This window comes from Flammeovirgaceae bacterium (assembly GCA_015180985.1).
Classification (GTDB): Bacteria; Bacteroidota; Bacteroidia; order Cytophagales; family Cyclobacteriaceae; genus UBA2336.
Map to the genome: position 1 here is coordinate 2,455,870 of CP054185.1, position 26,839 is coordinate 2,482,708.

The window sequence follows — 26,839 nt, forward strand, 5'->3', positions numbered from 1 at the left end:
TTCTTCTTTCTCTTCTTTTAAGCTGCAATCGTGATAAGCACCAAGCAGGTTTTGTATTGATGCTGCCTGCTGATACCGGGGTAGATTTTGAAAACAGGCTTACATTCACCGAAGCGTTCAATTGTTATACCTATCGAAATTTTTACAACGGTGCAGGGGTTGCTATAGGTGATATTAATAATGACGGCCTGGCTGATATCTACTTTAGTGGTAACCAGGTTAACAACAAGTTGTATTTAAATAAAGGCAATTTTCAGTTTGAAGATATAACCGTAAAAGCAGGCGTGGCCTGTGAAAATGTCTGGTCAACCGGAGTAAGTATGGCTGACGTAAATGCAGATGGCTGGCTTGATATTTTTGTATGTAAGTCGGGCCCGCCATTGGGGGGTGTCCGCCATAATGAGTTGTTCATTAATAATGGCGATTTAACTTTTACAGAGCGTTCTGCCGAATGGGGTGTGGCCGATGAAGGCCTTTCAATTCACGCTGTTTTTTTTGATTATGATAAAGATGGTGATCTGGATTTTTATCTATTGAATAATTCCAATCGCGCTGTGGGTATTTTCGATCTGAACATCGGGCAACGCAGCATTCGCGATCCCTTCGGGGGAAATAAACTTTACCGAAATGAAGGCAGTAAATTTACCGATGTAAGCGAACAGGCGGGTATTTATGGCAGCGCCATCGGCTTTGGTTTAGGGGTTACCGTTGCAGATGTTAATCGGGATGATTGGCAGGACATATTCGTAAGCAATGATTTTTTTGAGCGCGACTATCTGTACATCAATAACCGCGATGGCACTTTTAGTGAAATGCTTGAGGAATGTATTAACGAAATAAGCCTGGGCTCAATGGGGGCTGATATTGCCGACCTGAATAATGACGGGTATCCTGAAATTTATGTTACCGAAATGCTGCCCGAAAAAATGGAGCGTAGAAAATCAACGGCTTTATTTGAAGATTGGAATAAATACGAAGCTAATCTTAACAATGGGTATTACAGGCAATTTAGCCGTAATGTGCTTCAGCTAAATAACGGACCCTTGCCCGAACAGCCCAATAGGGTGGTATTTAGTGAAATTGGCCGCTTTGCCGGTGTGGCTGCAACCGACTGGAGTTGGGGTGCGCTTATTTTTGATTACAACAATGATGGCCTTAAAGACATCTTTGTTGCTAATGGTATTCCTCGCGACTTGACCGACCAGGATTACATCGCTTTTGATGCCGCTGCTATGCTTCAACAGTTCCATCCTGACAAGGATAGCCTGTTGCTTACTAAACTAATCAACCTGATTCCCTCCACACCGGTATCAAACTATTTGTTTAAGAATAACGGAGAACTCCGGTTTGTTAATACTGCTCGTGCATCTGATGTCGGCAAGCCTGGATTTTCTAATGGCGCTGCATATGGCGACCTGGATAATGATGGCGACCTGGACTTGGTTGTAAACAACATTAATGAGGCAGCCGGTGTTTACAGGAATATGTCAAGAGAGTCGGACTTAAAAAGTTCAAACTTTATAATCCTGAACTTTTCAGGTTCGGCCGGCAACACAAAATCCTTTGGTGCCAGGGCCGCTGTTTATTGTGCTGATTTAACCTTGCATGCCGAACATTCTCCTGTTAAAGGTTACATGTCATCCGTAGACCAACGCCTTCACTTTGGTTTGGGTGAGCGTACCCGGGTGGATTCAATAGTTATTTCCTGGCCTAATGGTGGTAAATCAACTCTACGGAATGTGCCCGCTAACCAGTTTTTAAATTTAAACGAGCCGGGTCCATCACCAACTGAATTTCAAAGGATAAACGAAAATGTGAAACCAATTTTCAGGGAAGTAATTTTTTCTTCAATTAATTTTAAACATGTTGGCAATTCGTTTAATGATTTTAACAGGCATCCGATGCTGTTTGAAATGATGAGCAACGAAGGTCAACAGTTGGTTGTGTTCGATTTCAACGATGATGGACTGGATGATATTTTGATTGGCGGTTCGGCCGGCTTCGTTACTCACCTGTGGCTTCAGCAACCCAATGGTAATTTCAAAGAGTTGCGTCCTTTCGGAAAGGAATCACTTTTAGAATGCAAGGATATTGTTATTGACGATTTTAATTCCGATGGGTTACCCGATGTGTACCTTGCTGCAGGTGGTAGTCAGTTTTCAAATCAGGCGCCACAGTATCGTGATAAGCTCTATATTAATCAGGGTGATGTGAGGTTTGTGGAGGCACCACGAATACTGTCCAGCGGTGATAAACCTGAAAGCACTTCGTTTACTTTTGCCATTGATTATGATAGAGATGGGATTGCTGATCTGGTTACCGGTGAGCGCCTTAAGCCCTTTCAATACGGTTTGCCTGCAGACGCCAGGTTATTAAAAGGTAATGGCGATGGTACCTTTAATGATGTTACAGACCGGATTGCTCCGGATTTAAAAAGTTGCGGCTTGCTCCGAAGCGGTGCATCGTTCGATTTTGATAAGGATGGTGATGAGGACATAGCCATAACAGGGGAATGGATGGGATTAACTGTTTTACGAAATGACAAGGATGTATTTACTGATGTTTCTGTTCAACTTGGTCTGAAAGCCTCAACTGGTTTGTGGAATACCCTAACGGTTACGGATGTAAACAATGACGGATTTCCGGATCTCATTGCTGGTAATCAGGGTCTGAACTCAGCTTTTTCCGCTTCCCCTGAAAAGCCCCTTACCATGTATGTGCACGATTTTGATGGAAATGGCAGCCTTGAGCAGATTATTTGTGTGCACGTTAATGGTAAGGACTATCCGCTAGCCATGTGGTCAACTTTGGTCAAACAGATTCCATCAGTTAAAAAAATCATACAACGGCACCATGAGTATAAGGATAAATCGATTCAGGAAATTTTTGAACGCAATGTGTTGAATGCGGCTACAAAGCTGGAAGTCACCGAACTAAGCAGCATGGTTTACCTGAATGATAATGGCAAACGTTTTTTGCCAATACCTCTTCCGTGGCAGGCCCAGTTAACAAAAGTTTATGCCATCCATTGTATGGATGTTAATGCTGACGGATTTATTGATTTGCTGCTTGCCGGCAACCAGTATAAAGCCAAACCTGAAGTAGGTATTTCGGCTGCCGGTTATGGTACACTTTTGCTTGGCAGAGGAGACGGAAGTTTTATGTACGTTAACCCTGCCCGGTCGGGTATATATGTAAATGGTGAAGTGCGCGATATTGAACAAATTAAAGTTAACCAGGATATATTTGTTATTTTTTTAATCAACAATGAGCCGTTGAAGTTTTTCAAACTAAACATACCATGAAAAAGTACCCCGCTTTATATTTTACCGCATTTATCTTAGCAATAACCATTACTGCCTGCCGCCAATCGGAGTATGAGCGCCTGGTGAAAAACGAATTGGCGCGAAACGTTCGGTATGATTCGCTGTTTCTTGGGCTTCGTTTTAATATGAGCAGCAAAGAATTCTATACTGCTTGCTGGGAAATGAACAAGCAAGGCTTAATCATGCAAGGCCCCGGTAATCTGAGTGTCCAGTATCAACTGGACTCTTCTCAGATGCGGTCGCTAACCTACATGTGGTTTTATCCTGATTTTAAAAATGACTCTATTTATAAAATGCCGGTTGAGTTTCAATATGTCTATTGGTCGCCTGTATTTCAGCCTTTGTCAGCCGACTCACTGCTTGTGGATGTAAAGAATTTATTTGAAAAGTGGTATGGTGGTTCATTTCTATATCAGGAAAGTAAAGACGGTTTACAGAAAGTTTGGGTAAAAGTTGACGGGAACAGACGCATCCGGCTGTATAAAAAGAATATTTCAACTGTTAGCGCTGAATTTCTTGATCTGATTAATTCTAAATGAAAGTGAGTAAGCTTGGCTTTATACCTTTTATAGTAGCGTTGGCACTTACCGCATGCAACGTGCAGGACGACAATAATGCCCCACTCTTTAAATTAATGCCTGATTCCGATACCGGAATATCGTTTCGGAATGACCTTCCCTTCAACAGTGAGTTTAACATATTTACTTACCGGAATTTTTATAATGGCGGTGGCGTAGCTATTGGCGATGTTAACAATGACGGTTTAGCTGATATTTACTTAACAAGTAACCTCGGCTCGAACGCACTCTATTTGAATAAAGGAAATTTTAGATTTGAAGATATTACTGAAAAAGCCGGTGTAGCCGGTAAACAAGCGTGGAGTACCGGAGTGGCTATGGCTGATGTGAATGGCGATGGGTGGCTGGATATTTATGTGTGCAATTCTGGCGACATTAAAAACGATAACCGCGAAAACGAATTATTTATAAACAATGGCGATTTAACATTTACAGAAAGTGCAGCTTCATGGGGCTTGAACGACAGGGGCTTTTCAACTCATGCTGCTTTTTTTGATTATGATAACGATGGCGATCTGGATGTTTACCTGCTCAACAACTCGTTTAAAGCCATCGGCAGTTTTAACCTAATGCAGAATATACGCCATGAACGCGACTCAGTGGGAGGTGATAAATTATACCGGAATGACGGCAACCGGTTTACCGATGTGAGCATGGCAGCCGGCATTTATGGCAGTGTAATTGGTTTTGGTTTAGGTGTAACTGTAGGTGATGTGAACAATGATGGCTGGATGGATATTTTTATTTCCAATGATTTTTTTGAGCGCGATTACTTATACCTCAATAACCGCAACGGCACCTTTCATGAAATTTTAGAACAGGCTATGCCCGGCATAAGTGCTGCTTCAATGGGCGCTGATATTGCCGATATAAATAACGATGGATGGCTTGACATTTTTGTAACCGATATGCTTCCCGAGCAATATGAACGATTAAAGCAGGTAACCATCTTTGAAAACTGGGATAAACTAACTTATAATGTACGCAACGGATACTACTACCAGTTTACCCGCAACATGCTTCATCTGAACAACGGCAACAATACGTTTAGTGACATAAGTCGTTTGGGTGGAGTTGAAGCAACAGACTGGAGCTGGGGGGCATTGATTTTTGACATGGACAATGATGGCTTGAAGGACATTTTTGTTGCAAACGGAATTTATAAAGACATTACCGATTTGGATTATCTGAACTTTATCGATAAGCCTGAAACCAAACAGAAAATAATTAACCGGCAACGTGTTGATTACCAGGCGCTCATTGATCCGATACCGGTTAATCCGGTACCCAACTATGCCTTTAAAAATATGGGTGGGTACCGCTTCGCTAATCACGCCTTGCCGTGGGGTCTTGGCGCCCCATCACATTCCAATGGTGCTGCTTACGGAGATCTGGATAACGATGGCGACCTGGATCTGGTTGTAAACAACGTAAACAATCAGGCCTCGGTTTTCCGTAATACAGTCAATGATACTCCCGGTTCAGCAAACTCTATACGCATTATTCTAAAAGGTAAATCGCCCAATACTTGGGCAATTGGCAGTCGTATCCAAATTTATGCGGGTGGTAACCGGTATACGTTTGAGCAAATGCCAAACCGGGGCTTTGAGTCATCAGTCGATCCGGTAATCGTTGCCGGATTAGGGTCTGCTGAATTCATTGATACTCTTCGCGTAGAATGGCCAGGAGCAACTGAAACCGTTTTAACCAAAATTAGTACAAACCAAACCCTGACCCTTTTACAAGAAGAAGCCAAAGAAAAATCAGCGAAGAAGCCGATTCAGAATTTAACCTGGTTTACCGAAGCAACGAAAACCGGCATTATTACAGCTGTACATCAGGAAAATGAGTTTATCGACTTTAACCGGGACCGACTTCTCTATCAAATGTATTCAACACTTGGCCCACGCATAGCCGTGGGCGATGTTAATAATGACGGACTTGATGACTTTTATCTGGGTGGTGCCAAAGGGTATGCCGGTCAATTGCTGGTGCAGAAACCGGATGGAAGCTTTAAACGCCAGCCGGTGCCTGTTTTTGAAATGGATAAGGATTACGAAGACGTTGATGCGGTATTCTTTGACTTTGATAACGATGAGGCCCTCGATTTATTCGTTGTTAGCGGTGGTAATGAATTTTCTTTTGGCGCCCCTGAATTGGTAAGCCGCTTATATCTGAATAATGGTCAGGGCCAATTCAGCCGATCTTCTCAGCCCGCACTTAACAATACCACAGGGGTGTCATCCACCGCATGTGCCGGTGATTTTAACCGCGATGGCTTTACTGATTTATTTATTGGCACCCGCTTTAAGGCCTTTCAATATGGAATACCTGCGGGCGGTTTTATTTATCAAAACGATAAGACGGGCAGGCTGGTGGATGTTACCCGCCAGGTAGCACCCGAATTAGCCGATGTTGGCATGATAACCGATTCAAAGTGGGTAGACTATGATTCTGATGGCGACCTTGATCTGATACTGGTTGGTGAGTGGATGGCTGTTGAGGTTTTCGAGAATCAGCAGGGTATGCTTAAAAGAGAAACAACTGACCTTGATATAACTAACTTATCCGGCTGGTGGAACGTGGTAGAAGCGGCTGACCTTGATCAGGATGGTGATATTGACTTTGTGTTAGGCAATCATGGTTACAATTCACGGTTCAGGGCCGGTGCAAAAGAGCCCGTTTTATTGTATGTAAATGATTTTGATTTCAACGGAAGCCTTGAGCATATCTATGCAAAGAAAACAGCCGGCAGAATTCTGCCTTATGCTTTAAAGCACGACTTGGTGGCTCAATTACCCGGGTTAAAAAAGAATTACCTGGAATACAAAAAATTTAACAGTCAAACCGTTGACGAAATTTTTAATAAGGAGCAGCTTCAATCTGCTTTGGTACATCAGGCGGTTCAATTTGCTTCCGGTATTTTAGAAAACGTCAACGGCCGATTTGTATTCCATGAGTTGCCCATTGAAGCACAATTTTCACCGGTTTATGCCATTTTGATTACAGATGTTAATGAAGATGGCATAAGTGACCTCGTTTTGGGTGGCAATTTGTATGAGGTTAAGCCCGAAGCCGGGCAATACGATGCCAGTTATGGTTTGGTGCTGCTTGGAAAAGGTAATTTGGAGTTTACCTCAATTGTAACTACGGTCTCGGGCTTTCAGGTAAGGGGCGCTGTACGCGATATCAGTCTGGTAAAGACACCGGCTGCCGTGCTTACCGTGGTGGCCCTGAATAACGATAGCCTTAGGGTGTTTGTAAGAAATCGTAAATGAATAAGCGCACCCTGATACCAATAGCAGCATGCATATTCCTGTCAATGTGCCGTGAGCAGGAAAATAACTGGTCGTTTATACCCCCATCACAAAGCGGAGTATCGTTTGCCAATACCCTTGTTGAAGATGAGAGCAATAACATTATAGAGTACCTCTATTTTTATAACGGTGCAGGTGTAGCCGCAGGCGATATCAACAATGATGGCCTTACCGATCTCTTCTTTGTTTCTAACCAGGGTTCCAATGTACTGTATTTGAACAAAGGAAATCTTAAGTTCAAGGACATTACTCAATCATCCGGAATCAAATCCAAAAGAAAATGGGAAACGGGTGTAACCATGGCCGACATTAATGGGGACGGTTTTCTTGACATTTATGTATGTGGTGTTGGCGGATACCGGCATTTCAACGGCCGTAACCAATTGTACCTGAACAATGGCGATTTAACATTTACCGAACAGGCGGCCGAATTCGGTATTGATTTTACCGGTTTTTCAACACATGCCAGTTTTTTTGATTATGATAATGATGGTGATTTGGATATGTATCTGCTTAATCACAGCGTGCATACCCCGCGTTCCTATGCGCCCGGTGATGTGCGCTTGCTTAGCGATTCCCTTTCGGGAGACAAACTTTATAAGAATCAATTAGTGGAGTCGGGGAAGGTTCTTTTTGAAGATGTAACAAAACAGGCTGGCATTCTTAACAGCCATATCGGATATGGATTGGGTGTAGCTGTGGCTGATGTAAACTGGGATGGCTTTGCTGATCTGTACATCGGCAACGATTTCCATGAGAATGACTACCTGTACATCAATAACGGTGACGGCACCTTTAAGGAAATTATCCGCAACGCTACAACTCACACAAGCCGGTTTTCAATGGGAAATGATATTGCCGATTTTAATAATGACCTATGGCCTGATATTGTTGCGGTTGATATGCAGCCGAGAAATGAACAGGTTCGCAAGCGTTCGGCCGGTGAAGATGCTTATGATATTTTCAATTTTAAACTTAAATATGGGTATCATGCTCAGGTTGCACGGAATACCCTTCAGTTAAATGCCGGAATGCATCAGGGAACACCGTTGTTTAGCGAGATGGCCTACCTGGCCGGCATCGCCTCTACCGATTGGAGTTGGGCGCCCTTGTTTGCAGATTTTAATAATGATGGTTTTAAGGACTTGTACATTACCAACGGCATTGTACGAAGGCCAAATGATATGGACTATATCAGTTACATTGCTCATGACTCCGTTCAGCTTTCACTTCAGGTTTTTGATAAGAACGATTTGGAAATACTAAAAAAAATGCCCGAAGGAAAAGAATCTAATTTTCTGTTCCTTAATCGTTCAAACTATACATTTCAGGATATAACCCATACTGCCGGGCTCTTTCGCCCTTCCTTCTCCAATGGCGCCACGTATGCCGATCTGGACAATGATGGCGATTTGGATTTGGTTGTAAATAATATTAACGAGCCGGCACACATTATTCGGAACAATACAGGCAGGCAACAGGGAAACTACCTGGCTGTTTCGCTTCACGGCCCCGCAGGGAATACTTTTGGCGTGGGGGCCAAAGTAATACTGTTTACCGGTGGTGCCCGGCAACTGCAACACCTTATGCCTGCCCGGGGTTGGTGTTCATCAGTTGATGGCCGCCTTCATTTTGGCGTAGGCAGTCACGCTTTGATTGATTCGGTAATGGTTATTTGGCCGGGTAATCGTATGCAGATTCTTAAATCGGTAACTGCCAACCAACAGGTCACTATTGATTATAGTAATAATAATCGGGCTTTTACTAATAATGTTTTATTCGGTAACCAGCAATTTCTACTTACGGCTGTAACCCCGGTGCCTGATTACCGGCATGTTGAAAACGAATACAACGCCTTTGCTTCTGAAACACTTATTCCGCACATGTTGTCAGAACAGGGCCCACCCAGTGCAGTTGGTGACGTTAACGGTGATGGCCTGGATGACTTTTTTATTGGTGGCGGCAGGGGGCAAAGCGGTGCATTATATATTCAAAAAACTAACGCAAGTTTTACACATTCTGATCAACCCGCATTCCTTGCGGATGTTTCTGATGAAGATACAGCCGCTGCTTTTGCTGATGTTGATGGGGATGGCGATCCCGACCTGATAGTGGCAGCGGGCGGTCAGGAAACTAATCAGCAATTAATTCCACGGCTTTATATTAACGAAAAGGGCCGATTTGCTAGGCATACGTTTCCACCAGTATCAATTAACGCATCCTGCATTAAGCCGGCTGATTTTGACAACGATGGTGATGTGGATTTGTTTATTGGCTCTAATGTAATTCCGGGCTTGTACGGAATGAGCCCGCTGAGCTTTCTATTCAATAATGATGGCAGTGGAAATTTTTCTGTTAATCAAACTTGGTTAGCCCATGCTAATTTTGATAATGTTACCCGCGTGCGGCCGGGCATGGTAAAAGATGCTGACTGGACCGACATTAATGGCGATGGCTTGCCTGACCTGATGTTGCTGGGTGAATGGATGCCGGTAACTTTATTAATACAACAGCCCAATCACACATTTGTAAATAAAACCGAAGCCTACGGCCTGGCAGGAACTTCCGGGTTGTGGAATGCCATGCTAGCCACCGATTTGGATAATGATGGTGACGTAGACTTTGTATGTGGTAACCTGGGATTAAATTCACGGCTTACAGCTTCAACCAGCAAACCCCTGCAGATGCTACTGGGCGATTTTGATGCAAATCAAAGTTCCGATCACATTCTAATCTATTATAATGGCGATTCGGCCTATGTATTTCCTACCCGCGACCAACTGATAAAACAGTTGCCATTTTTAAAGAAACGACTGCTAAAGTATAAGGATTTTTCAACAATACAGGTGGAGAATCTATTGTCTGCTGAACAATTGGCAAATGGCAGCAAACTGCAGGTTACTGAATTATCTTCGGTAGTGCTTGAGAATACCGGAGGAAAATTTATTGTTAGACCCCTGCCGATTGAAGCCCAAATGTTTCCGGTGTGTGCAATTGAAGCGGATGACCTGGATGACGATGGCATTTTGGATATTCTGCTTGCCGGTAATCAATCTGCGGTGCAGCCTGAAATCGGGCCGCATGATGCGGGCTTGGGCTTAGTACTCAAAGGAATCGGTGGTTGCCAATTTCAATCGATTGCACCTCACACCTCTGGCTTTTTTGTTACAGGTGAAGTTCGTAGTTCAGGAATTTTACGATCAAATGAAAACCAGTACCTGTATCTTTTTGGCAGAAATGGCAACTCTTTAGTTATCTTTAAAAGAAAACCAGCAGATTGATGATTCGCCTTGTTGCAATACTCTGCATTTTTTATTCACACCTGTGTGCGCAGTCTGATTGGAACATTACGGCAACCACTATTAACCCAGCCAACTATTACGGAGTTACCGTAGCCAATGGCATGATTGGCCTGGTATCCTCGCCTGAACCAATGAAGGTAAAAGATGTAGTGCTCAATGGTGTTTATGATTATTACCAGCGCGGCCGCGTATCTAACATCCTCAAATCCTTCAATCATGTAAATATGAACCTCGATGTGGATGGGGTTCGCATTTCCCGTAAGGATGTTTCAGATTACCGCCAGGAACTGGATATGAAAAGGGCAGTGCTAACCACCCGATTTGAAGTGAGTGACAAAGTAAATGTAACCCACTCTCTGATGGCGCTTAGACACTTGCCATACACCGCTTTGAGCACAGTTACCATTTCGGCAAAGAAAAATGTGCGTATAAGCCCGATGAGTGTAATTGAGGCACCCGACCACCTTACCGATGTTAGAAACTATTACAGCGAAATTGACAGGCCGCATGTTAAAATACCGTTGCTCACTTCGGTAGCCAGAAGTCCTTCTGGTAAGCATGTTGTTGCGGCCAGTACTAGTTTTATATTTAATGAGCCCCACGGCAAGGAACCGGATGTTATTCACGAAGATTGGGACTACAACATGCATCTTGCTAAGTTTACGAAGGAACTTAATGCGGGTGAGTCATATAGTTTTAGTGTAGTTTCTTCGGTAACTTCTACTGCTCACTATGGCGATCCGCACAACGAAGCTGAACGCCTTACTATTTTTGCAGTGCTTGAACGCACCGAGCGACTGATGAACCTTCATAAAGAAGCCTGGAATAAACTCTGGCAAAGCGATATTGTAGTTGCCGGTGATCCGCAGGCTCAGAAAGACATCCGGTTTGCATTGTATCATTTGTTTTCCTTTGCCCGCGAGGGTACAGCGTACAGCCTTTCGCCTATGGGCCTCAGTGGTTTGGGGTATAACGGTCATGTTTTCTGGGATACTGAGTTGTGGATGTATCCGCCATTGCTCGTGCTTCAGCCTGAAATAGCGAAGTCCTTATTAGAATACAGGTACCAGCGGTTAAGTGCTGCAAAGCAAAATGCCTTTTCGCATGGCTATAACGGAGCCATGTTCCCGTGGGAGTCATCAGCAGAAGGATCGGAAGATACACCCGTGTGGGCCCTGACCGGGCCTTTTCAACACCATATTACGGGTTGCGTTGGCTGGGCTTTTTGGAAATACTATCAGGTGACCAAAGATAAGGCGTGGCTTCGCGAGCGGGGGTATCCAGTTTTAAAAGAGGTGGCTGATTTCTGGGCAAGCCGGGTTGAACGAAAAGGCCCCGGCCGCTTTGAAATCAACAATGTTATCGGTGCCAACGAATGGCAGGAGAATATTAACAATAACGCCTTTACTAATGGAATGGCCCGAACTGTTTTGCGTTATGCTACCCAGGCTGCAAAGGAGTTAGGCGTTGTTCCCGACCCGGATTGGGAGCATGTTGCCCAAAATATTCCTATTCTCAAGTTTCCGGATGGTACCACCCGCGAGAACGAGACTTACAACGGTGAAATGATAAAACAGGCTGATGTAAACCTGTTGGCATTTCCACTGGAAGTCATTTCCGATCGGACGCAAATTGAAAAGGACTTATCCTACTACGAGACAAGAATGTCGCCTGAAGGCCCCGCTATGGGATTTGCTGTTTTAGCAACGCTGTATGCCCGCCTTGGCAAGCCTGATAAAGCGTATAATATCTTCTTAAAAAGTTATAAACCCAACGAAGTACCGCCTTTTGGTGTGCTGGCCGAGACAGCCGGTGGATCCAATCCATACTTTGCTACGGGTGCCGGGGGTATGCTGCAAACGGTATTGTTCGGTTTTGCCGGACTTCAGATTTCGGACACCGGTATCAGCCAGCGGAAGATACCATTACCTTCTGGCTGGCGATCGGTAGAGGTAAGAGGAGTAGGTATTAATAAAATTGCAATTGTTCAAAAGTAGATTTAAGTAGGTATGAGGGTGTTTAGGTGTTTTTTTTTATGTGTTATTTTTTTAACAGGCTGTACAACAAGCAACAAAAATTATCAACCCGCAGCCAGCAATGCTGAATTTTTGCATCGATCGATAAAGGCAATTACTGATCGTATTGTTCATGATATTTTCTCGCCACCGGTAGCCAGCCGCATTTATGCCTATACATGTGTGGCAGCCTATGAGGCAGTAGTTCCGTTTCATGCTGATTTAATTTCACTGGCTGGCCAGGTAAACGGTCTGAACGAAGTTCCTCAGCCCGAGGCCGGGCTTGAATATGCCCCCACACTGGCAAGCGTTCAGGCGGCACTGCAGGTTGGTAGGGCGCTGATCTTTTCCGAATCGGATCTGGATGAATTTTATAATCAGGTAATGAGCGAGTTTAAACAAACAGGTATGCCTGATGCTGTTTTTGATCGTTCGGTTGCTTATGGTAAGGCGGTAGCCAAGCACATACTGGCATGGGCCGATAAGGACAATTACAAGCAGTCAAGGTCATTTCCTAAATTCACCATTACCCAGGATCCGGCCCGCTGGCGGCCAACGCCTCCGGCTTATATGGATGCCGTTGAACCCCATTGGATGACCATCCGGCCTTTTGTGTTAGACTCATCCACCCAGTTTATTCCAGCTCCGCCAATCCCGTTCTCCACAAAAAAAGATAGTCCGTTCTACAAAGCTGCCTATGCGGTTTATGAAACAGGTAAAAATTTAACGGAAGAACAACGCCAGATTGCCTCCTTCTGGGACTGCAACCCCTTTGTAATGAATGTTCATGGACATGTAATGTTTGCTTCTAAGAAAATTTCTCCCGGTGGTCATTGGATAAACATCGTACGGGTTGCCTGTACCAAAAAGCAGGCTGATGTGGCAACCACTGCCGAAGTCTATGCCCGTGTTGCCCTGGCTCTTGCCGATGGGTTTATCAGTTGTTGGGATGAAAAATACCGAAGCAATCTGGTTCGACCGGAAACCTATATCAACCAGTTTATCGACCAGAACTGGGTACCCTTGCTTCAAACCCCGCCATTTCCTGAGCACACCAGCGGGCATAGTGTTATTTCAACTGCTGCAGCCGTAACGTTAACTGATCTTTTTGGCGATAATTTTGAATTTACCGATGATACCGAGCTTGAATTTGGTTTAGGCCAACGAAGTTTCAAATCCTTTGTTGAGGCCAGCCAGGAAGCGGCCATAAGCCGGTTTTACGGAGGAATACATTATAGGGCAGCTATTGATGAAGGTGCTAAACAGGGCCGTAAAGTTGGCGAATGGGTAGTTGCCAATATCACCACAAGAAAGAAGGCAACAGCACCAGTAAACCCTTAAGAATGAAAAAACTTTTTTTCGCCATAACGCTTGCCATGTTAATGGCTGTGGAAATAGCCCGTGTTTATTATATCATGCCCTTTCCCGGAAGCCAGCAGCAAAACTCTATTAACCTGGCGTATTTTCTCCATAATTACATTAATCTGTTCCGGCTTATTGGCATTGCTGCAATAATTTATCCCGCATATTCGCTCATAAACACCGGCAACCGATTAGGAAGATGGTTGATAATGCTGGCCATTGGTTTATGGCTTGTAGTGGTTTATATGTTCAACTTCAGGATGCAGGCCGATAAGATGTTTTACGAACCCAGAACAAAAAAGCTTGCCCCGGTTTCCGAGAATAAGGTATTACCACAGCAATTGATAATTGGGGTTACCATCAACAACGAATCAAAAGCTTATCCGATTGAAATCATCGGGTATCACCACCAGGTGCGCGACTCTGTTGGTGGTGTTCCGGTAATGGTAACCTATTGCACCGTTTGCCGTACAGGCCGTGTATTTAGTCCGCTCGTTAACGGTGTACCGGAAATATTCAGGCTGGCAGGCATGGATCATTTCAATGCCCTGTTTGAAGACAGCCGCACCAGGTCCTGGTGGCGACAGGCAAATGGCGAGGCGATTGCGGGCCCGCTGAAGGGAAGCCAACTCAGTGAAATTCCCTCCGAGCAAATGACACTTGCTGCCTGGGTAGCGCGGCATCCCAATACAACCATCCTTCAGCCCGATAAGGAATTCACTGATTCGTATGAAAAGCTTGCCAATTACGATGAAGGAAAGTCAAAGAGCAAGCTTACCGGTACCGATTCCGTTTCGTGGCGGGAAAAATCGTGGGTAGTTGGTATAAAACTTAACAACTCCGCCAGAGCATACGATTGGATTGAATTGAGCAAGGCGCGGCTAATTAATGATGCATTCGATGGTGTATTTACTTTACTGGCGCTTGAACCCGACTCCGCTTCTTTTCATGTTTGGCTGCGGCCTGATTCACTCAACTTTATACTTAAGGATGGTGTGATGACAGATAAACAGACCTCATCCAGGTGGGACTGGGATGGATCATGTACAGAAGGAGCATTGAAAGGCAACAGGCTCACACCGGTGCAGTCGTACCAGGAGTTCTGGCATTCGTGGCGAACGTTTAACCCCTCTACAACCCGGTATATGGTTCCAAACTGATTGACTTATATGATTAAACCCCGCCTTTCCTTCTGGCAAATCATCAACATGAATGTTGGTTTCTTCGGTATCCAATACTCCTTTGGTTTGCAGCAAAGTGCGGTTAATCCCATTTACGATTTTCTGGGCGCTACCCCTGATCAGATTCCGATACTGAACCTGGCGGGTCCGGTAACCGGTTTGGTGGTGCAGCCGATTATCGGTGCCCTCAGCGATAAAACCTGGAGCCCACGGTGGGGCAGAAGACACCCGTATTTTCTGGTGGGTGCCATTATTTGCAGCATAGCACTGTTTATTTACCCGTTCAGCAGTTCACTTTGGATGGCGGCCGGGTTACTATGGATTTTGGATGTTGGAAACAATACGGCTATGGAACCGTACCGCGCTTTTATTGCCGATCGGCTGCCGGCTGATCAGCAGCGATTGGGGTTCCAGGCACAGAGTTTTTTTACCGGGTTTGGTCAGACCCTCGCCAATCTTTCACTGTTTGCGTTCCCTATTATTATTATTGGTAAAACCGGAGCCATTCCCAATTGGGTTTTCGCTTCTTTCTTTTTTGGCTCTTTTTGCTCGGTAGCTTCCGTTATATGGAGCATCCGAACCACCCCGGAACTGCCTCCCGATGAGACCGACCTTGCTCAAATACGTTCGCAGAAATTAAACCTGCTCAGCCCGTTCAAAGATATTTTTTCAGCCATCCGCCACATGCCCGCCATCATGTGGCAGCTTGCCTTAGTTTACTTGTTTCAATGGTATGCTTTGTTTTGTTACTGGCAAAATGCATCCAAGAGTGTGGCCCTTTCTGTTTTTGGAATAACGCCTTCATCCGACCCGGCTATGTACGAGCAGGCTGTCAGCCTTACGGGATTGGTAAACGGGTGGTATAATATTGTAACCTTTGCAACTGCGTTTGGTTTGGCCTGGCTGGCCAGGAAGTACAGCCCCAAATACATCCACCTGGGGTGCCTGGTACTTGCAGGCACAGGCTTTATCTTCTTTCCGTTTATAGAATCAAAAGAACTTTTGTTTGTGGCGATTACCGGTTTCGGAATCGGCTGGGCAAGCATGATGGGTATTCCGTACCTGTTGGTGGTGGGTTCTATTCCTAAAGAGCGTTACGGAGTTTATATGGGCATTATCAATACTATGATTGTTGTGCCCATGATTTTGCAAAATCTTACGTTTGGTTTTTTTCTTAAAAATTACCTTAATAACGATCCGCGAAACGCGGTACTGACGGCCGGCATCCTGCTGTTAATGGCAGCCGTTGCATTGCTTCGCATTAAGCCGGTTGCTTCTTCACGTCAGCAAACTCAGGTTATAGGCGCGGGAGGACATTAAGTTATGGCCACACCGTGGTGGACACAAGCTGTAATTTATCAGATCTATCCGCGAAGTTTCAAAGATGGAAATGGCGATGGAGTGGGCGACCTTCGGGGTATAATTGAGAAGCTGGATTATATAAAGAGCCTTGGTGTTGATGCGGTATGGCTTAATCCCATTTACCGCTCTCCAGGAGTTGATGGTGGCTACGATATCAGTGATTACCGCGCTATCGATCCGCAGTTCGGTACCATGGATGATTTTGATGAGCTGCTTCGAGGCATGCATAAGCGAGGGATTCGTTTGATTATGGATATTGTAGTTAATCACACATCCGATCAACATCCCTGGTTTAAAGAATCACGGAAATCGGTTGATAACCCGTACAGGAGCTACTACTTCTGGAGGAAAGGTAAAGACGATGGTCCACCCAACAACTGGCTTTCTTTTTTTGGAGGCAGCGCCTGGCAGTTTGATGAGCCTACCGGTGAGTACTACCTTCATTTGTTTTCGAAAGAACAACCCGATATAAACTGGGAAAACCCTGCGGTTCGAAATGAATTTAAAGAACTGATGATGTTCTGGCTCAACAAGGGTGTGGATGGCCTGCGGCTTGACGTGATCACCGCCATCAGTAAACGAACGGATTTTCCTGATTCCGATACCACCGATTTTAATAAGACCATCGAACGCTATTATGCCAATGGGCCCCGTTTGAAAGAATTTATCCTGGAGATGCGGGAGCAAGTTTGGAATAAATTCGGCTGTTTAACCATAGGCGAGGGACCTGGAATAACACCCGCTAATGCAATGGATTATATTAGGCCAGGCTACGGTTTGGATATGATCTTTCACTTTGGCCACATGTTTCTCGATCAAGGCCCCGGAGGACGATTTGACCCGGTTCCATGGACGTTGCCGGAGTTTAAGAAACTATTTGCCACCTGGGACGAGGCACTGGCTAATGGCTGGGGAAGTATTTTTCTGGGCAATCACGATTTTGCCCGGATGGTTTCCAGGTGGGGAAATGACGGTACTTACCATCGGCAATCAGCAAAGCTGTTATTAACCTTATTGCTTACCATGCGGGGTACACCGTTTATTTATCAAGGCGATGAAATCGGTATGACTAACCTGGTACTCAATTCAATAGAAGAAGCCGTTGATGTTGAATCGCGTAACAGTTATGAAGTAGCCAGACTGGCCGGAAAAAGCGAACCAGAGTTTTTGCAAAGCATAAACTATTCTGGTCGGGATAATGCGCGTACACCGGTGCAATGGGATGGTTCAACGTATGCAGGATTTTCTGAATATAAACCATGGATGAGGATAAATCCGAATAGCGTACACATTAACGTTGATACAGAAGAAGCTGATCCTGATTCAATCTTAAATTACTTCCGAGCGTTGTTGCACTTGCGTAAATCAACCCCTGCATTAATAGGGGGTAAGTTTGACCTGGTCTATCCGGATGATCCGTTATTGTTTGCGTACTACCGTACCCTTCAAAAACAGAAATTTTTTATAGCGCTTAATTTTTCAGATAATGAAATTGCTGTGCCTCCTTCAAAAGGGAATGTGTTGATTGGAAATTACCCTCCGAAACATGAACTTTCTACACTCAGGCCATGGGAGGCCCTTGTTATACAGTTATGAGCATGAACCGGCAGCTTTGGGGCATTGACCTTGGAGGAACAAAAATTGAAGGTGTAATTCTGGAATCGGCTGACAATCCGGTAGTCGTTTATCGAAATCGTTTACCTACCGAAGCGGAAAAAGGATATGATCATGTAATTAATCAAATCGATGCCCTTGTAAATGACATGAAACGCCATGCCGGATTTGCTCCCGCACGGATTGGCATCGGCACACCGGGCACCATCGACCCGGCCACACGGTTGCTTAAAAACAGTAACTCGGTGAAACTGAATGACAAACCGCTTAAAGATGATTTGGAAAACCGGTTGCAACTTTCGGTATTGATGGCCAACGATGCCAATTGTTTTGCCCTGGCTGAAACAAAAATGGGAGTAGTACACGAGGTTCTTCCACAGGCTGAGGTAGTATTTGGGGTAATAATCGGTACCGGAGTGGGGGGAGGCATTGTTGTGAATGGCAAAGTGCTAAACGGCCTCCACGGCATTGCAGGCGAATGGGGCCATAATTTTTTAGATGAATCAGGCGGGCCTTGTTATTGCGGTAAATCGGGTTGTGTTGAAAAGATTTTGGCCGGGCCTTCCTTGGAAAGTTTTTATCAAAACCTTACCGGCTTAAAAAAGACCTTAAAAGAGATTTACATTCTTTCGCAAACCGGCACAGACGAGGCTGCGGTTCAAACCATGCAGCGATTAACTCATTTTTTTGGCCTGGGCCTTAGTGTTGTATTGAATATCCTTGACCCCGATGTTGTGGTAATCGGAGGTGGTGTTGGTAATATCGATGCAATTTATACGGCAGGTGTTGACTCCTTGCGCAGGCACCTGTTTAATAACCGCCTGGAAACTCCCGTGTTGAAGCCGAAACTTGGCGACAGCGCTGGAGTTTTTGGGGCCGCATTTTTAGGTCAGTTTTAGATTAATGTATATTTAAAAGTCCATATGGATTGATGACATGAAACGCATAGCCGTAGTTGGACCCATCCCCCGTGACCATATTGTTACCCATACCGGTGACCTGATACAAAAGTGGGGGTGTGTCGCCCATCCGGTCATCGCCTTGTCGGTGCTGGCTGGTGGAAAAATTGAAATTATTCCGGTCAGTCATGTTCGCCAAGTTGATGTTGACAATGTAAAAGAAGTATTTAAGGGCTACCTCGGAATAAACCTTAATCACATTACCGCCAGAAACGATCAGGGCGACATTATAAGCCTGAAGTTTATAGACATAAATAACCGGCTTGAGCGCCAAACCGGGTTCATGGATCCGATCGTGCCGGCTGACATGAAAAAATTATTGAATTGTCAGGTTTTTGTTTTTGTGCCTATTAGCGATTACGAAGTATCCCTTGAAACACTCAGGTATCTTAAAGCGAAAAGCAAAGGCCTGATTATATTTGATGCTCACGGCCCAACCACCGCCTGTTTATTCAATGGCGAACGTCAGCGAAAATTCTGGATAGATCGGGACCAGTGGCTACCCTACATCGATGTACTGAAAATGAACCTTGAAGAAGCGCAGGCTTCCTGGTTTAAAAAGGAGTATGAATCGACTGATCTGGCTGGCCGGCAGCCTGACAGGGATGAACTTCGGGCGTTTGCTGTACATTGCCTGGACAAAGGAGTTAAGTGTGTTTACATCACCCTGGATTCCAGAGGATGCCTTGTCTATTTTATTGAGCGCAAACGTTTGCGCGAAGAATTGGTACCTGCCATAACGGTTAATCATGTTATTGATACAACGGGTTGTGGCGATTCCTTTGCCGGGGGCCTTGGCTTTGGCTTGCTGCAAAAGCGGAAGGATTACCTGGGTGCGGCCCGCTTTGCGAATGCTTTAGGCGCCTTGCGTACACAAGGAAAAACATTCGGAGTTTTTAAGCCGCTTGCCGAAACTATGCAAATCATCCGGCAAGGATATGTGCAGGTGCCGGTTAAATAAATTCAGCTATTCAATTACGCCACAATACCCTAAAAGCATTACTTTTATCAGAGCACACTACCGTCAATTTGCCACTTATGAATTTGAACATTAATGCCGAAAATCAAAATACCTACGATGCCATCGTAATTGGGTCGGGTATTAGCGGAGGTTGGGCCGCCAAAGAACTCACCGAAAAGGGACTTAAAACCATCATGCTTGAGCGCGGCAGAAACATTGAGCACATTAAAGATTATGTAAACGCCAATAAAGAACTCTGGGAGTTTCCTCACCGCGGCCGTAGGACCCAGCAAATGATAAAGGATTATCCCGTGCTTAAGCGCGATTACCCATTAAATGAAACCGTGCTCGATATGTGGGTAAAAGATAAGGAGTGCCCGTATACTGAGATTAAGCGATTTGACTGGTATCGCGGATATCATGTCGGAGGCCGTTCTCTAATGTGGGGTCGCCAGAGTTATCGGCTAAACAAGTGGGACTTCGAAGCCAATGCCAGGGAAGGTATTGCGGTTGATTGGCCTATCCGTTATGAAGATATTGCTCCATGGTACAGTTATGCCGAAAAGTTTGCAGGCATCCAGGGTAATAAAGATGGTTTAGACGTATTGCCCGATGGGGATTTTATGCCTCCGATGGAGCTTAACTGTGTGGAGAAGGAGGTAAAGAAGCGCCTGGCAGAATACTATAAAGGCAAACGCCACCTGATTATCGGACGCAGTGCAAACTTAACGCAACCACACTACGACAGGATAAATTGTCAGTACCGTAACCGCTGCTGGCGTGGTTGCCCGTTTGGTGGTTACTTTAGTACTCAATCGGCTACGTTACCTGCTGCGATGAAAACGGGGAACCTTACTCTCCGGCCATTTTCAATCGTAACAAAAATTCTTTACGATAAAGACAAGAAACGGGCCACCGGGGTTGAAGTGCTTGATGCTGAAACCAATCAAACCTATGAGTTCTATGCTAAAATCGTTTTTGTTTGCGCTTCCGCGTTAAACTCTACATGGGTGCTCATGAACTCAGCCACGGAGGTGTGGCCTGATGGTTTAGGCAGCAGCAGTGGTGAACTCGGTCATAACGTAATGGACCATCATTTCAGAGCCGGTGCCAAAGGCCGGGTTGAAGGGTTTAGCGATAAGTACGAGTACGGAAGAAGGCCTACAGGAATTTATATACCACGATTCAGGAATATTTTTGGCGATAAACGCGATTACCTGCGCGGATTTGGTTACCAGGGCGGAGCCGGAAGAGGCCGTGGTGTTGAGGTGGCTGAATTTACTATAGGTGCCGACTTAAAAGATGCGTTAAGTGTACCAACTGATGACTGGCAAATAGGCATTACCGCCTTTGGTGAAATGCTGCCGTACCACGAAAACAAAGTAACGCTTGATAAAAATACGAAAGACAAATGGGGATTACCGGTATTGGCCTTCGATGTGGAAATAAAGGAAAACGAAAAGAAGATGCGCATCGATATGATGAACGATGCCAAAGAGATGCTTGAAGTAAGCGGTGTAAAGGATGTGGAGACCTATGATCACGGCTATGCCGTGGGTATGGGCATCCACGAAATGGGAACTGCACGCATGGGTCGCGATCCGAAAACCTCGGTGCTTAACAAGTACAATCAGGTGTGGGATGCACCGAATGTGTTTGTTACAGACGGAGCCTGCATGACCAGTGCCTCGTGTGTTAACCCATCATTAACCTATATGGCGTTGACCGCCCGGGCAGCCGACTACGCGGTTGCTGAACTTAAAAAACGTAATCTTTAATTTTAACCTGCTTAGTGTATGGATAGAAGAGATCTTTTAAAGCGAATTGCACTGGTTACCGGTGCGGCTGTGGTAGGCGGAGACTTTTTCCTGATGGGTTGTAAACAATCCGGTAAGCCAGAGGCGGGATTCAGTCCGGACAATATTGCGTTGCTGAATGAAGTAGGCGAAACCATTATTCCGGCTACGCAAACACCGGGTGCCAAAGCCGCCCAGGTGGGCGAATTTATGCAGGTTTATGTAACCGACTGTTACACCGAGCGCCAACAGGCCGCTTTTATGGAAGGGCTGGTTTCCTTACAGGAAGCCTGCAATAAAATGCACGGCAAAAGCTTTATGGATTGCGATGAAGCCCAACGGAAGGAGTTTTTAATTACTCTGGAAAAAGAAGCAAAGGTATACAACCAGAAGCGTGACGAAGAAGATAAACCAAAACGCGAAGCTCATAATCAGCAAAACAGTACACTCGCCTGGAAAGATCAAACCGAATTTGAAGGATCCCCCAGTCATTACTATACCATGATTAAGCAACTTACCCTGCTTGGTTTCTTTACTTCCGAAACCGGCATGACAGAAACACTCCGGCATATACCTGTACCCGGCCGTTACGATGGCGAGTTTCCGTATGCCAAAGGCGATAAAGCCTGGGCTGAATAAGAGGTAGCGGTTTTTAAAAAAGCATTCAGTGCGCTTTTGCTTCTTTATCAACTTTATCCTGGAATAAAAGAGCAAAGATTACGATAACAAAGGCAGCAAATCCTGCCGGTATCCACCAGAATTGTTTCCACTGCTCAGGGCTTAGTGCGGTAGCGGTTCCCAGGAAACTGTTATACAGGGCACCGGCAATCTGCGCCCCAATCAGCATGCCCACTCCGTATGTTACAAGTACCAGGAAACCCTGTGCCTGCCCTCGAATTTTTTCAGTTGACTTTTTATCAACATAAATCTGGCCGGTTACAAAGAAAAAATCATAACAAATACCATGAAGCGCTATGCCCACTATAATCATCCAGTGGATACTTTCAGGTGCACCCAGTGCAAACAAACTGTAACGCAGCACCCAAGCGAACATACCCACCAGCAACATCCATTTTACTCCCAGCCTGGCGAAAAAAAGAGGCATTAGCAGCATGAATATAACTTCACTCATTTGCCCCAGCGTTTGCGTACCGGCAATGTTGGTGAATCCGCTCGCACCAAGATAAATCTGGGTATAATTATAGTATGCGGCCAGGGGGATGCATATCAGAAACGAGCAAAGCAGGAAAATATAAAATGGTTTACTGCCCAGGGCTTTAAATGCATCAATACCCGCGATGCTGCGAAGGGATACTTTTTCTCCGGCTCCTTTTGGAGGTGTATGTGGAAGCGAAAAACTATAGAAGCCAAGAAGTATGGAGGCAGCGGCCGTAGTATAAAGCGGAAGCGCTGTTTTTTCAGCAACGCCATTAATTAATTTACCCAGAACAAAACTGATGAATAACCCGGCTACAATCCACCCGATGGTTCCAAACACTCGGATTACCGGAAACTGGTTTTCCTGATCGGTAATGTTATGAAAGGCAAGCGAGTTGGCCAACCCCAGGGTGGGCATATAACATAAGTTGTAAGCGAGTAACAAAATGATAAACAAGGTGGGCGACTGACTGGCTTGCGGCACAATAAACATGATGATTCCGCCCAGGATGTGAAGTACACCTAAAACCTTTTCGGTTGCAAAGTAACGGTCGGCTATCAGGCCAAGGAAAAACGGTGCTACAATAGCGGCAATCGGGTTAACCGTGTAGGGCCAGTGGGTAAGGTTGGTCATGCCCAACTCAGTCATGTAAACAGCTACGGTAGTGTACCATGCGCCCCAGATGAAGAACTGAAAAAACATCATGGCGCTAAGGCGCGGAACAAGTAAGGATGGTGCAGACATACAGGTTTAAGTTTTCCTTAATATCTGCTGAATTTTATCGTATTGCAAGTGTCTTATTGCAATCGTTTGCACAAAAAATCCGATGTCATATTCTATTCTTTTAAATATATTGTCATCATTAAAATCTGATTGTGCATGAACCGAAAAATCCGCATGGGTATGATAGGAGGGGGTCATGGTGCATTTATTGGTGCCGTACACCGTAAGGCTGCCGCGTTGGATGGGACCCTTGAATTGGTTTGTGGATCTTTTAGCAGCAATCCCAAGACATCCCTGGAAACGGGTAAAGCACTTTTTCTTAGTGAGAACAGGGTTTATCCAACTTATGCTGAAATGATTCATGCTGAAAAGAAACTTCCGGCCGAAAAACGGATGGAGGCTGTTTCTATCGTAACACCTAACCACCTGCATTTCGATCCGGCCAGGATGGCGCTTGAAAATGGTTTCCATGTTATCGTAGATAAACCGTTGTGCCTTTCTACATCAGAAGCAAGGCAATTGGTAAAGGTGGTCAAGAAAACAGGGCTGATCCTGGCCCTTACCCATACCTACACGGGTTACCCGATGATAAAGGAAGCCAGGCGATTGGTAAATAGCGGTGTGTTCGGTAAAATCCGGAAAGTGTATGTAGAATATACACAGGGATGGCTTGCCCAACCTGTTGAAAAGACCGGTCAAAAACAGGCTTCGTGGCGGTCGGATCCAAAGTTTTCAGGATTGGGTGGTGCCATTGGCGATATCGGCACCCATGCGGCAAATCTGGCTGAGTATATTACCGGATCATTTATTACCGGGTTGTGTGCCGATCTACGGGCTATCGTAAAGGGCCGTGTACTTGATGATGATGCCTCCATGCTCATCAACTTCGATAATGGCGCTTCGGGTGTTTTAATTGCCACCCAGGTTGCTGCAGGTGAAGAGAATAATTTAGTTATCCGTGTTTACGGTGAGAAAGGTGGTTTGGAGTGGCGGCAGGAAGAGCCCAACACGCTTGTTTTAAAGTGGCCCGACAAACCACGGGAAATTTATCGTACCGGAATGGGATATGTTTCAGAGGCTGCAAAACTCAATACGCGCACTCCATCAGGTCATCCCGAAGGTTACCTCGAAGCATTTGCCAACCTGTACCAATCATTTGCCAGAGCCGTAAACGATTTTAAGCCGGGAAAGAAAATCGATCCTGCGAAATACGATTTTCCTGATGTGGAAGACGGCCTGCGCGGAATGGCCTTTATCGAAGCCTGTGTTAAGTCATCAAAGCAAAAGCAAAAATGGGTACCCATAAAACTATGACGACCATTAAAGGTCCTGCTTTGTTTCTTGCCCAATTTATGGGCGCTAAACCTCCCTTTAATAAAATGGAGAGCATTTGCCGGTGGGCCGCTTCGTTGGGATTTATCGGAGTACAGATTCCGACAGTTGATGCGCGTTGCATTAATCTGAAAAAGGTTGCCGAAAGTAAAGACTTTGCCGATGAGTATAAAGAAACCGTTCGAAGCTATGGTGTTGAAATTACAGAGCTTTCAACTCATCTGCAGGGGCAGTTGGTAGCGGTTCACCCTGCGTATGATCAATTATTTGATGGATTCGCGCCCACATCGGTGCGCAATAACCCCAAAGCCCGCCAGGCTTGGGCGGTGGATCAATTAAAACTTGCCGCTAAGGCCAGCCGCAATCTCGGCATTAATGTCTGCGTAACATTTTCCGGTTCATTGTTGTGGCATACGGTGTACCCCTGGCCGCAGCGTTCAATGGGGTTAGTTGAAGATGGCTTTAAGGAATTAGCAAAACGGTGGCTTCCGATTTTGAATCACTTCGATAAATACGGAGTTGATTTGTGCTTTGAAGTGCATGCGGGCGAAGATCTGCACGATGGCATTACCTTTGAGCGCTTTTGGGAAGCAACCGGAAAACACAACCGTGTTAATTTGCTTTACGATCCCAGCCACTTTATCCTGCAACAACTCGACTACATTCAGTACATTGATCATTACCACAGTTTTATTAAAATGTTTCACGTTAAAGATGCCGAGTATAATCCTACAGGCAAATGTGGAGTATATGGCGGCTACCTCGACTGGCGTGAGCGCCCGGGGCGATTCCGGTCGCTGGGCGATGGGCAAGTGAATTTTAAAAAAATCTTTTCAAAGCTGGCCCAGTATGGTTATCCCGGATGGGCCGTGCTTGAATGGGAATGTTGCATAAAACATCCGGAACAGGGAGCGACCGAAGGAGCCCGGTTTATTAAAGACCACATCATCCGCGTTACCGATAAAGCTTTTGATGATTTTGCCGCTACACAAAAAAACAGCAAATTGAACAAGAAAATACTAGGATTATGAATAAGCTTAAAATTCTTTTGATGTCCGTCCTTCTTTTATCCTGTGGCGGAGGCGGAAAAGAAACCGGAAATGCAACTGAAACTGAAACCATAACTTCATCAGCCGAGTTAATTAAAAAGGGCGAGCAATTGGTTAATGCAAGCGACTGTAAAACCTGCCACCACCAGGTAAATAAAATCATCGGGCCATCACATCTGGATGTGGCAAAAAAATATGAGTTTACACAGGAAAATGTAAAGCTGATGGCTGAGCGCATCATCAAAGGAGGTAGTGGGGTTTGGGGCGATGTGCCAATGACTCCTCATCCGGATCTTTCAGTTACCGATGCCGAGAATATGGCACGTTATGTATTATCACTTGATGGCGAAGCCGAAAAGAAATGAGTTGAAGGATGATCCTTCAGATTTTCGATAATGAGTATGTAGCCTGCGAACTCGATGACTCTCTGCCTGTACTGAAGCATCGTTGGAAAAAGCCATTGCCGGGCACTATCTTCCGTGAAACATTGGTGGCCATACAGCAACGGTATGTTGAACTGAGTAAGTCATACGCTAATTTGGCCTGGCTGGCCGATACCCAACTCCTTGGTGAGGTGGATGAAGAAACCGAAAAATGGTTTTCGGAGGTTTGGGAAGATTTACTCTTTAATAAAGCCGGTGTAAAAATTCATGCCGTTATTCTTGGCGAGGACATCTTTGCCGATTACCCCATGGAAAAATTTAAACTGCAGGCTGCCGAAAAGTATAAAACGCACCAGGTGCAACTTGAAGTTTTTTCTGACGAACAGGAAGCATACGACTGGATACGAACACGATAATTAC

Annotated in this window: 18 protein-coding genes; 17 read left to right on the forward strand and 1 reads right to left on the reverse strand. The window is 45.1% G+C overall.

What is annotated here, in order from left to right; all coding sequences use genetic code 11:
- Positions 1-59 precede the first annotated feature (59 nt).
- From HRU69_11425 to HRU69_11485, 13 genes are all read left to right on the forward strand, one after another.
- Positions 60-3,305: a VCBS repeat-containing protein gene (locus tag HRU69_11425; protein ID QOI98057.1), complete on the forward strand. Its 3,246-nt coding sequence runs from the start codon at positions 60-62 to the stop codon at positions 3,303-3,305.
- Positions 3,302-3,865 (forward strand): hypothetical protein, encoded by a 564-nt coding sequence (locus tag HRU69_11430; GenBank protein QOI98058.1) that lies wholly within the window; start codon positions 3,302-3,304, stop codon positions 3,863-3,865. Before HRU69_11425 ends, HRU69_11430 begins: the two co-directional genes overlap by 4 nt.
- Positions 3,862-7,182 carry a VCBS repeat-containing protein gene (locus tag HRU69_11435; GenBank protein QOI98059.1) on the forward strand — a complete coding sequence of 1,107 codons (3,321 nt, stop codon included), beginning with the start codon at positions 3,862-3,864 and terminating at the stop codon, positions 7,180-7,182. Before HRU69_11430 ends, HRU69_11435 begins: the two co-directional genes overlap by 4 nt.
- Entirely contained in the window at positions 7,179-10,502 is a 3,324-nt protein-coding gene (locus HRU69_11440) for a VCBS repeat-containing protein (GenBank protein QOI98060.1), read from the forward strand. The genes HRU69_11435 and HRU69_11440 overlap by 4 nt, the downstream gene beginning before the upstream one ends.
- Complete coding sequence (locus HRU69_11445; protein QOI98061.1) at positions 10,502-12,520, forward strand: glycoside hydrolase family 65 protein; 2,019 nt, start codon at positions 10,502-10,504, stop codon at positions 12,518-12,520. Before HRU69_11440 ends, HRU69_11445 begins: the two co-directional genes overlap by 1 nt.
- Before the next feature lie 12 nt (positions 12,521-12,532).
- A complete protein-coding gene (locus tag HRU69_11450; protein QOI98062.1) occupies positions 12,533-13,879 on the forward strand; it encodes a vanadium-dependent haloperoxidase in 1,347 nt (448 codons plus the stop codon).
- Between the two features lie 2 nt (positions 13,880-13,881).
- A complete protein-coding gene (locus HRU69_11455) occupies positions 13,882-15,060 on the forward strand; it encodes a DUF3179 domain-containing protein (GenBank protein ID QOI98063.1) in 1,179 nt (392 codons plus the stop codon).
- Positions 15,061-15,069: 9 nt separating this feature from the next.
- Entirely contained in the window at positions 15,070-16,401 is a 1,332-nt protein-coding gene (locus tag HRU69_11460) for an MFS transporter (protein QOI98064.1), read from the forward strand.
- A gap of 3 nt (positions 16,402-16,404) precedes the next feature.
- Complete coding sequence (locus HRU69_11465; GenBank protein QOI98065.1) at positions 16,405-18,039, forward strand: alpha-glucosidase; 1,635 nt, start codon at positions 16,405-16,407, stop codon at positions 18,037-18,039.
- Positions 18,040-18,041: 2 nt separating this feature from the next.
- Positions 18,042-18,956, forward strand: a complete 915-nt coding sequence (locus HRU69_11470; protein ID QOI98066.1) for an ROK family protein — start codon at positions 18,042-18,044, stop codon at positions 18,954-18,956.
- A gap of 37 nt (positions 18,957-18,993) precedes the next feature.
- Positions 18,994-19,977: a carbohydrate kinase family protein gene (locus HRU69_11475; protein QOI98067.1), complete on the forward strand. Its 984-nt coding sequence runs from the start codon at positions 18,994-18,996 to the stop codon at positions 19,975-19,977.
- A 77-nt stretch (positions 19,978-20,054) separates the two neighbouring features.
- Positions 20,055-21,755 carry a GMC family oxidoreductase gene (locus tag HRU69_11480; GenBank protein ID QOI98068.1) on the forward strand — a complete coding sequence of 567 codons (1,701 nt, stop codon included), beginning with the start codon at positions 20,055-20,057 and terminating at the stop codon, positions 21,753-21,755.
- Between the two features lie 18 nt (positions 21,756-21,773).
- Entirely contained in the window at positions 21,774-22,412 is a 639-nt protein-coding gene (locus HRU69_11485; protein QOI98069.1) for a gluconate 2-dehydrogenase subunit 3 family protein, read from the forward strand.
- Between the two features lie 25 nt (positions 22,413-22,437).
- Here HRU69_11485 and HRU69_11490 read toward each other — a convergent pair whose 3' ends face one another.
- Complete coding sequence (locus HRU69_11490; protein ID QOI98070.1) at positions 22,438-23,676, reverse strand: nucleoside permease; 1,239 nt, start codon at positions 23,674-23,676, stop codon at positions 22,438-22,440.
- A gap of 135 nt (positions 23,677-23,811) precedes the next feature.
- Here HRU69_11490 and HRU69_11495 point away from each other — a divergent pair, with 135 nt between their 5' ends.
- Genes HRU69_11495 through HRU69_11510 form a run of 4 tightly spaced genes read left to right on the forward strand, consistent with a single transcriptional unit; the run spans position 23,812 to position 26,835 of the window.
- A complete protein-coding gene (locus HRU69_11495; protein QOI98071.1) occupies positions 23,812-24,969 on the forward strand; it encodes a Gfo/Idh/MocA family oxidoreductase in 1,158 nt (385 codons plus the stop codon).
- On the forward strand, positions 24,966-26,018 hold the full coding sequence (locus HRU69_11500) for a sugar phosphate isomerase/epimerase (protein QOI98072.1): 1,053 nt from the start codon (positions 24,966-24,968) through the stop codon (positions 26,016-26,018). The genes HRU69_11495 and HRU69_11500 overlap by 4 nt, the downstream gene beginning before the upstream one ends.
- Positions 26,019-26,038: 20 nt before the next feature.
- Positions 26,039-26,401 carry a cytochrome C552 gene (locus tag HRU69_11505; GenBank protein ID QOI98073.1) on the forward strand — a complete coding sequence of 121 codons (363 nt, stop codon included), beginning with the start codon at positions 26,039-26,041 and terminating at the stop codon, positions 26,399-26,401.
- An 8-nt stretch (positions 26,402-26,409) separates the two neighbouring features.
- Positions 26,410-26,835 carry a hypothetical protein gene (locus tag HRU69_11510; GenBank protein QOI98074.1) on the forward strand — a complete coding sequence of 142 codons (426 nt, stop codon included), beginning with the start codon at positions 26,410-26,412 and terminating at the stop codon, positions 26,833-26,835.
- Positions 26,836-26,839: the final 4 nt, after the last annotated feature.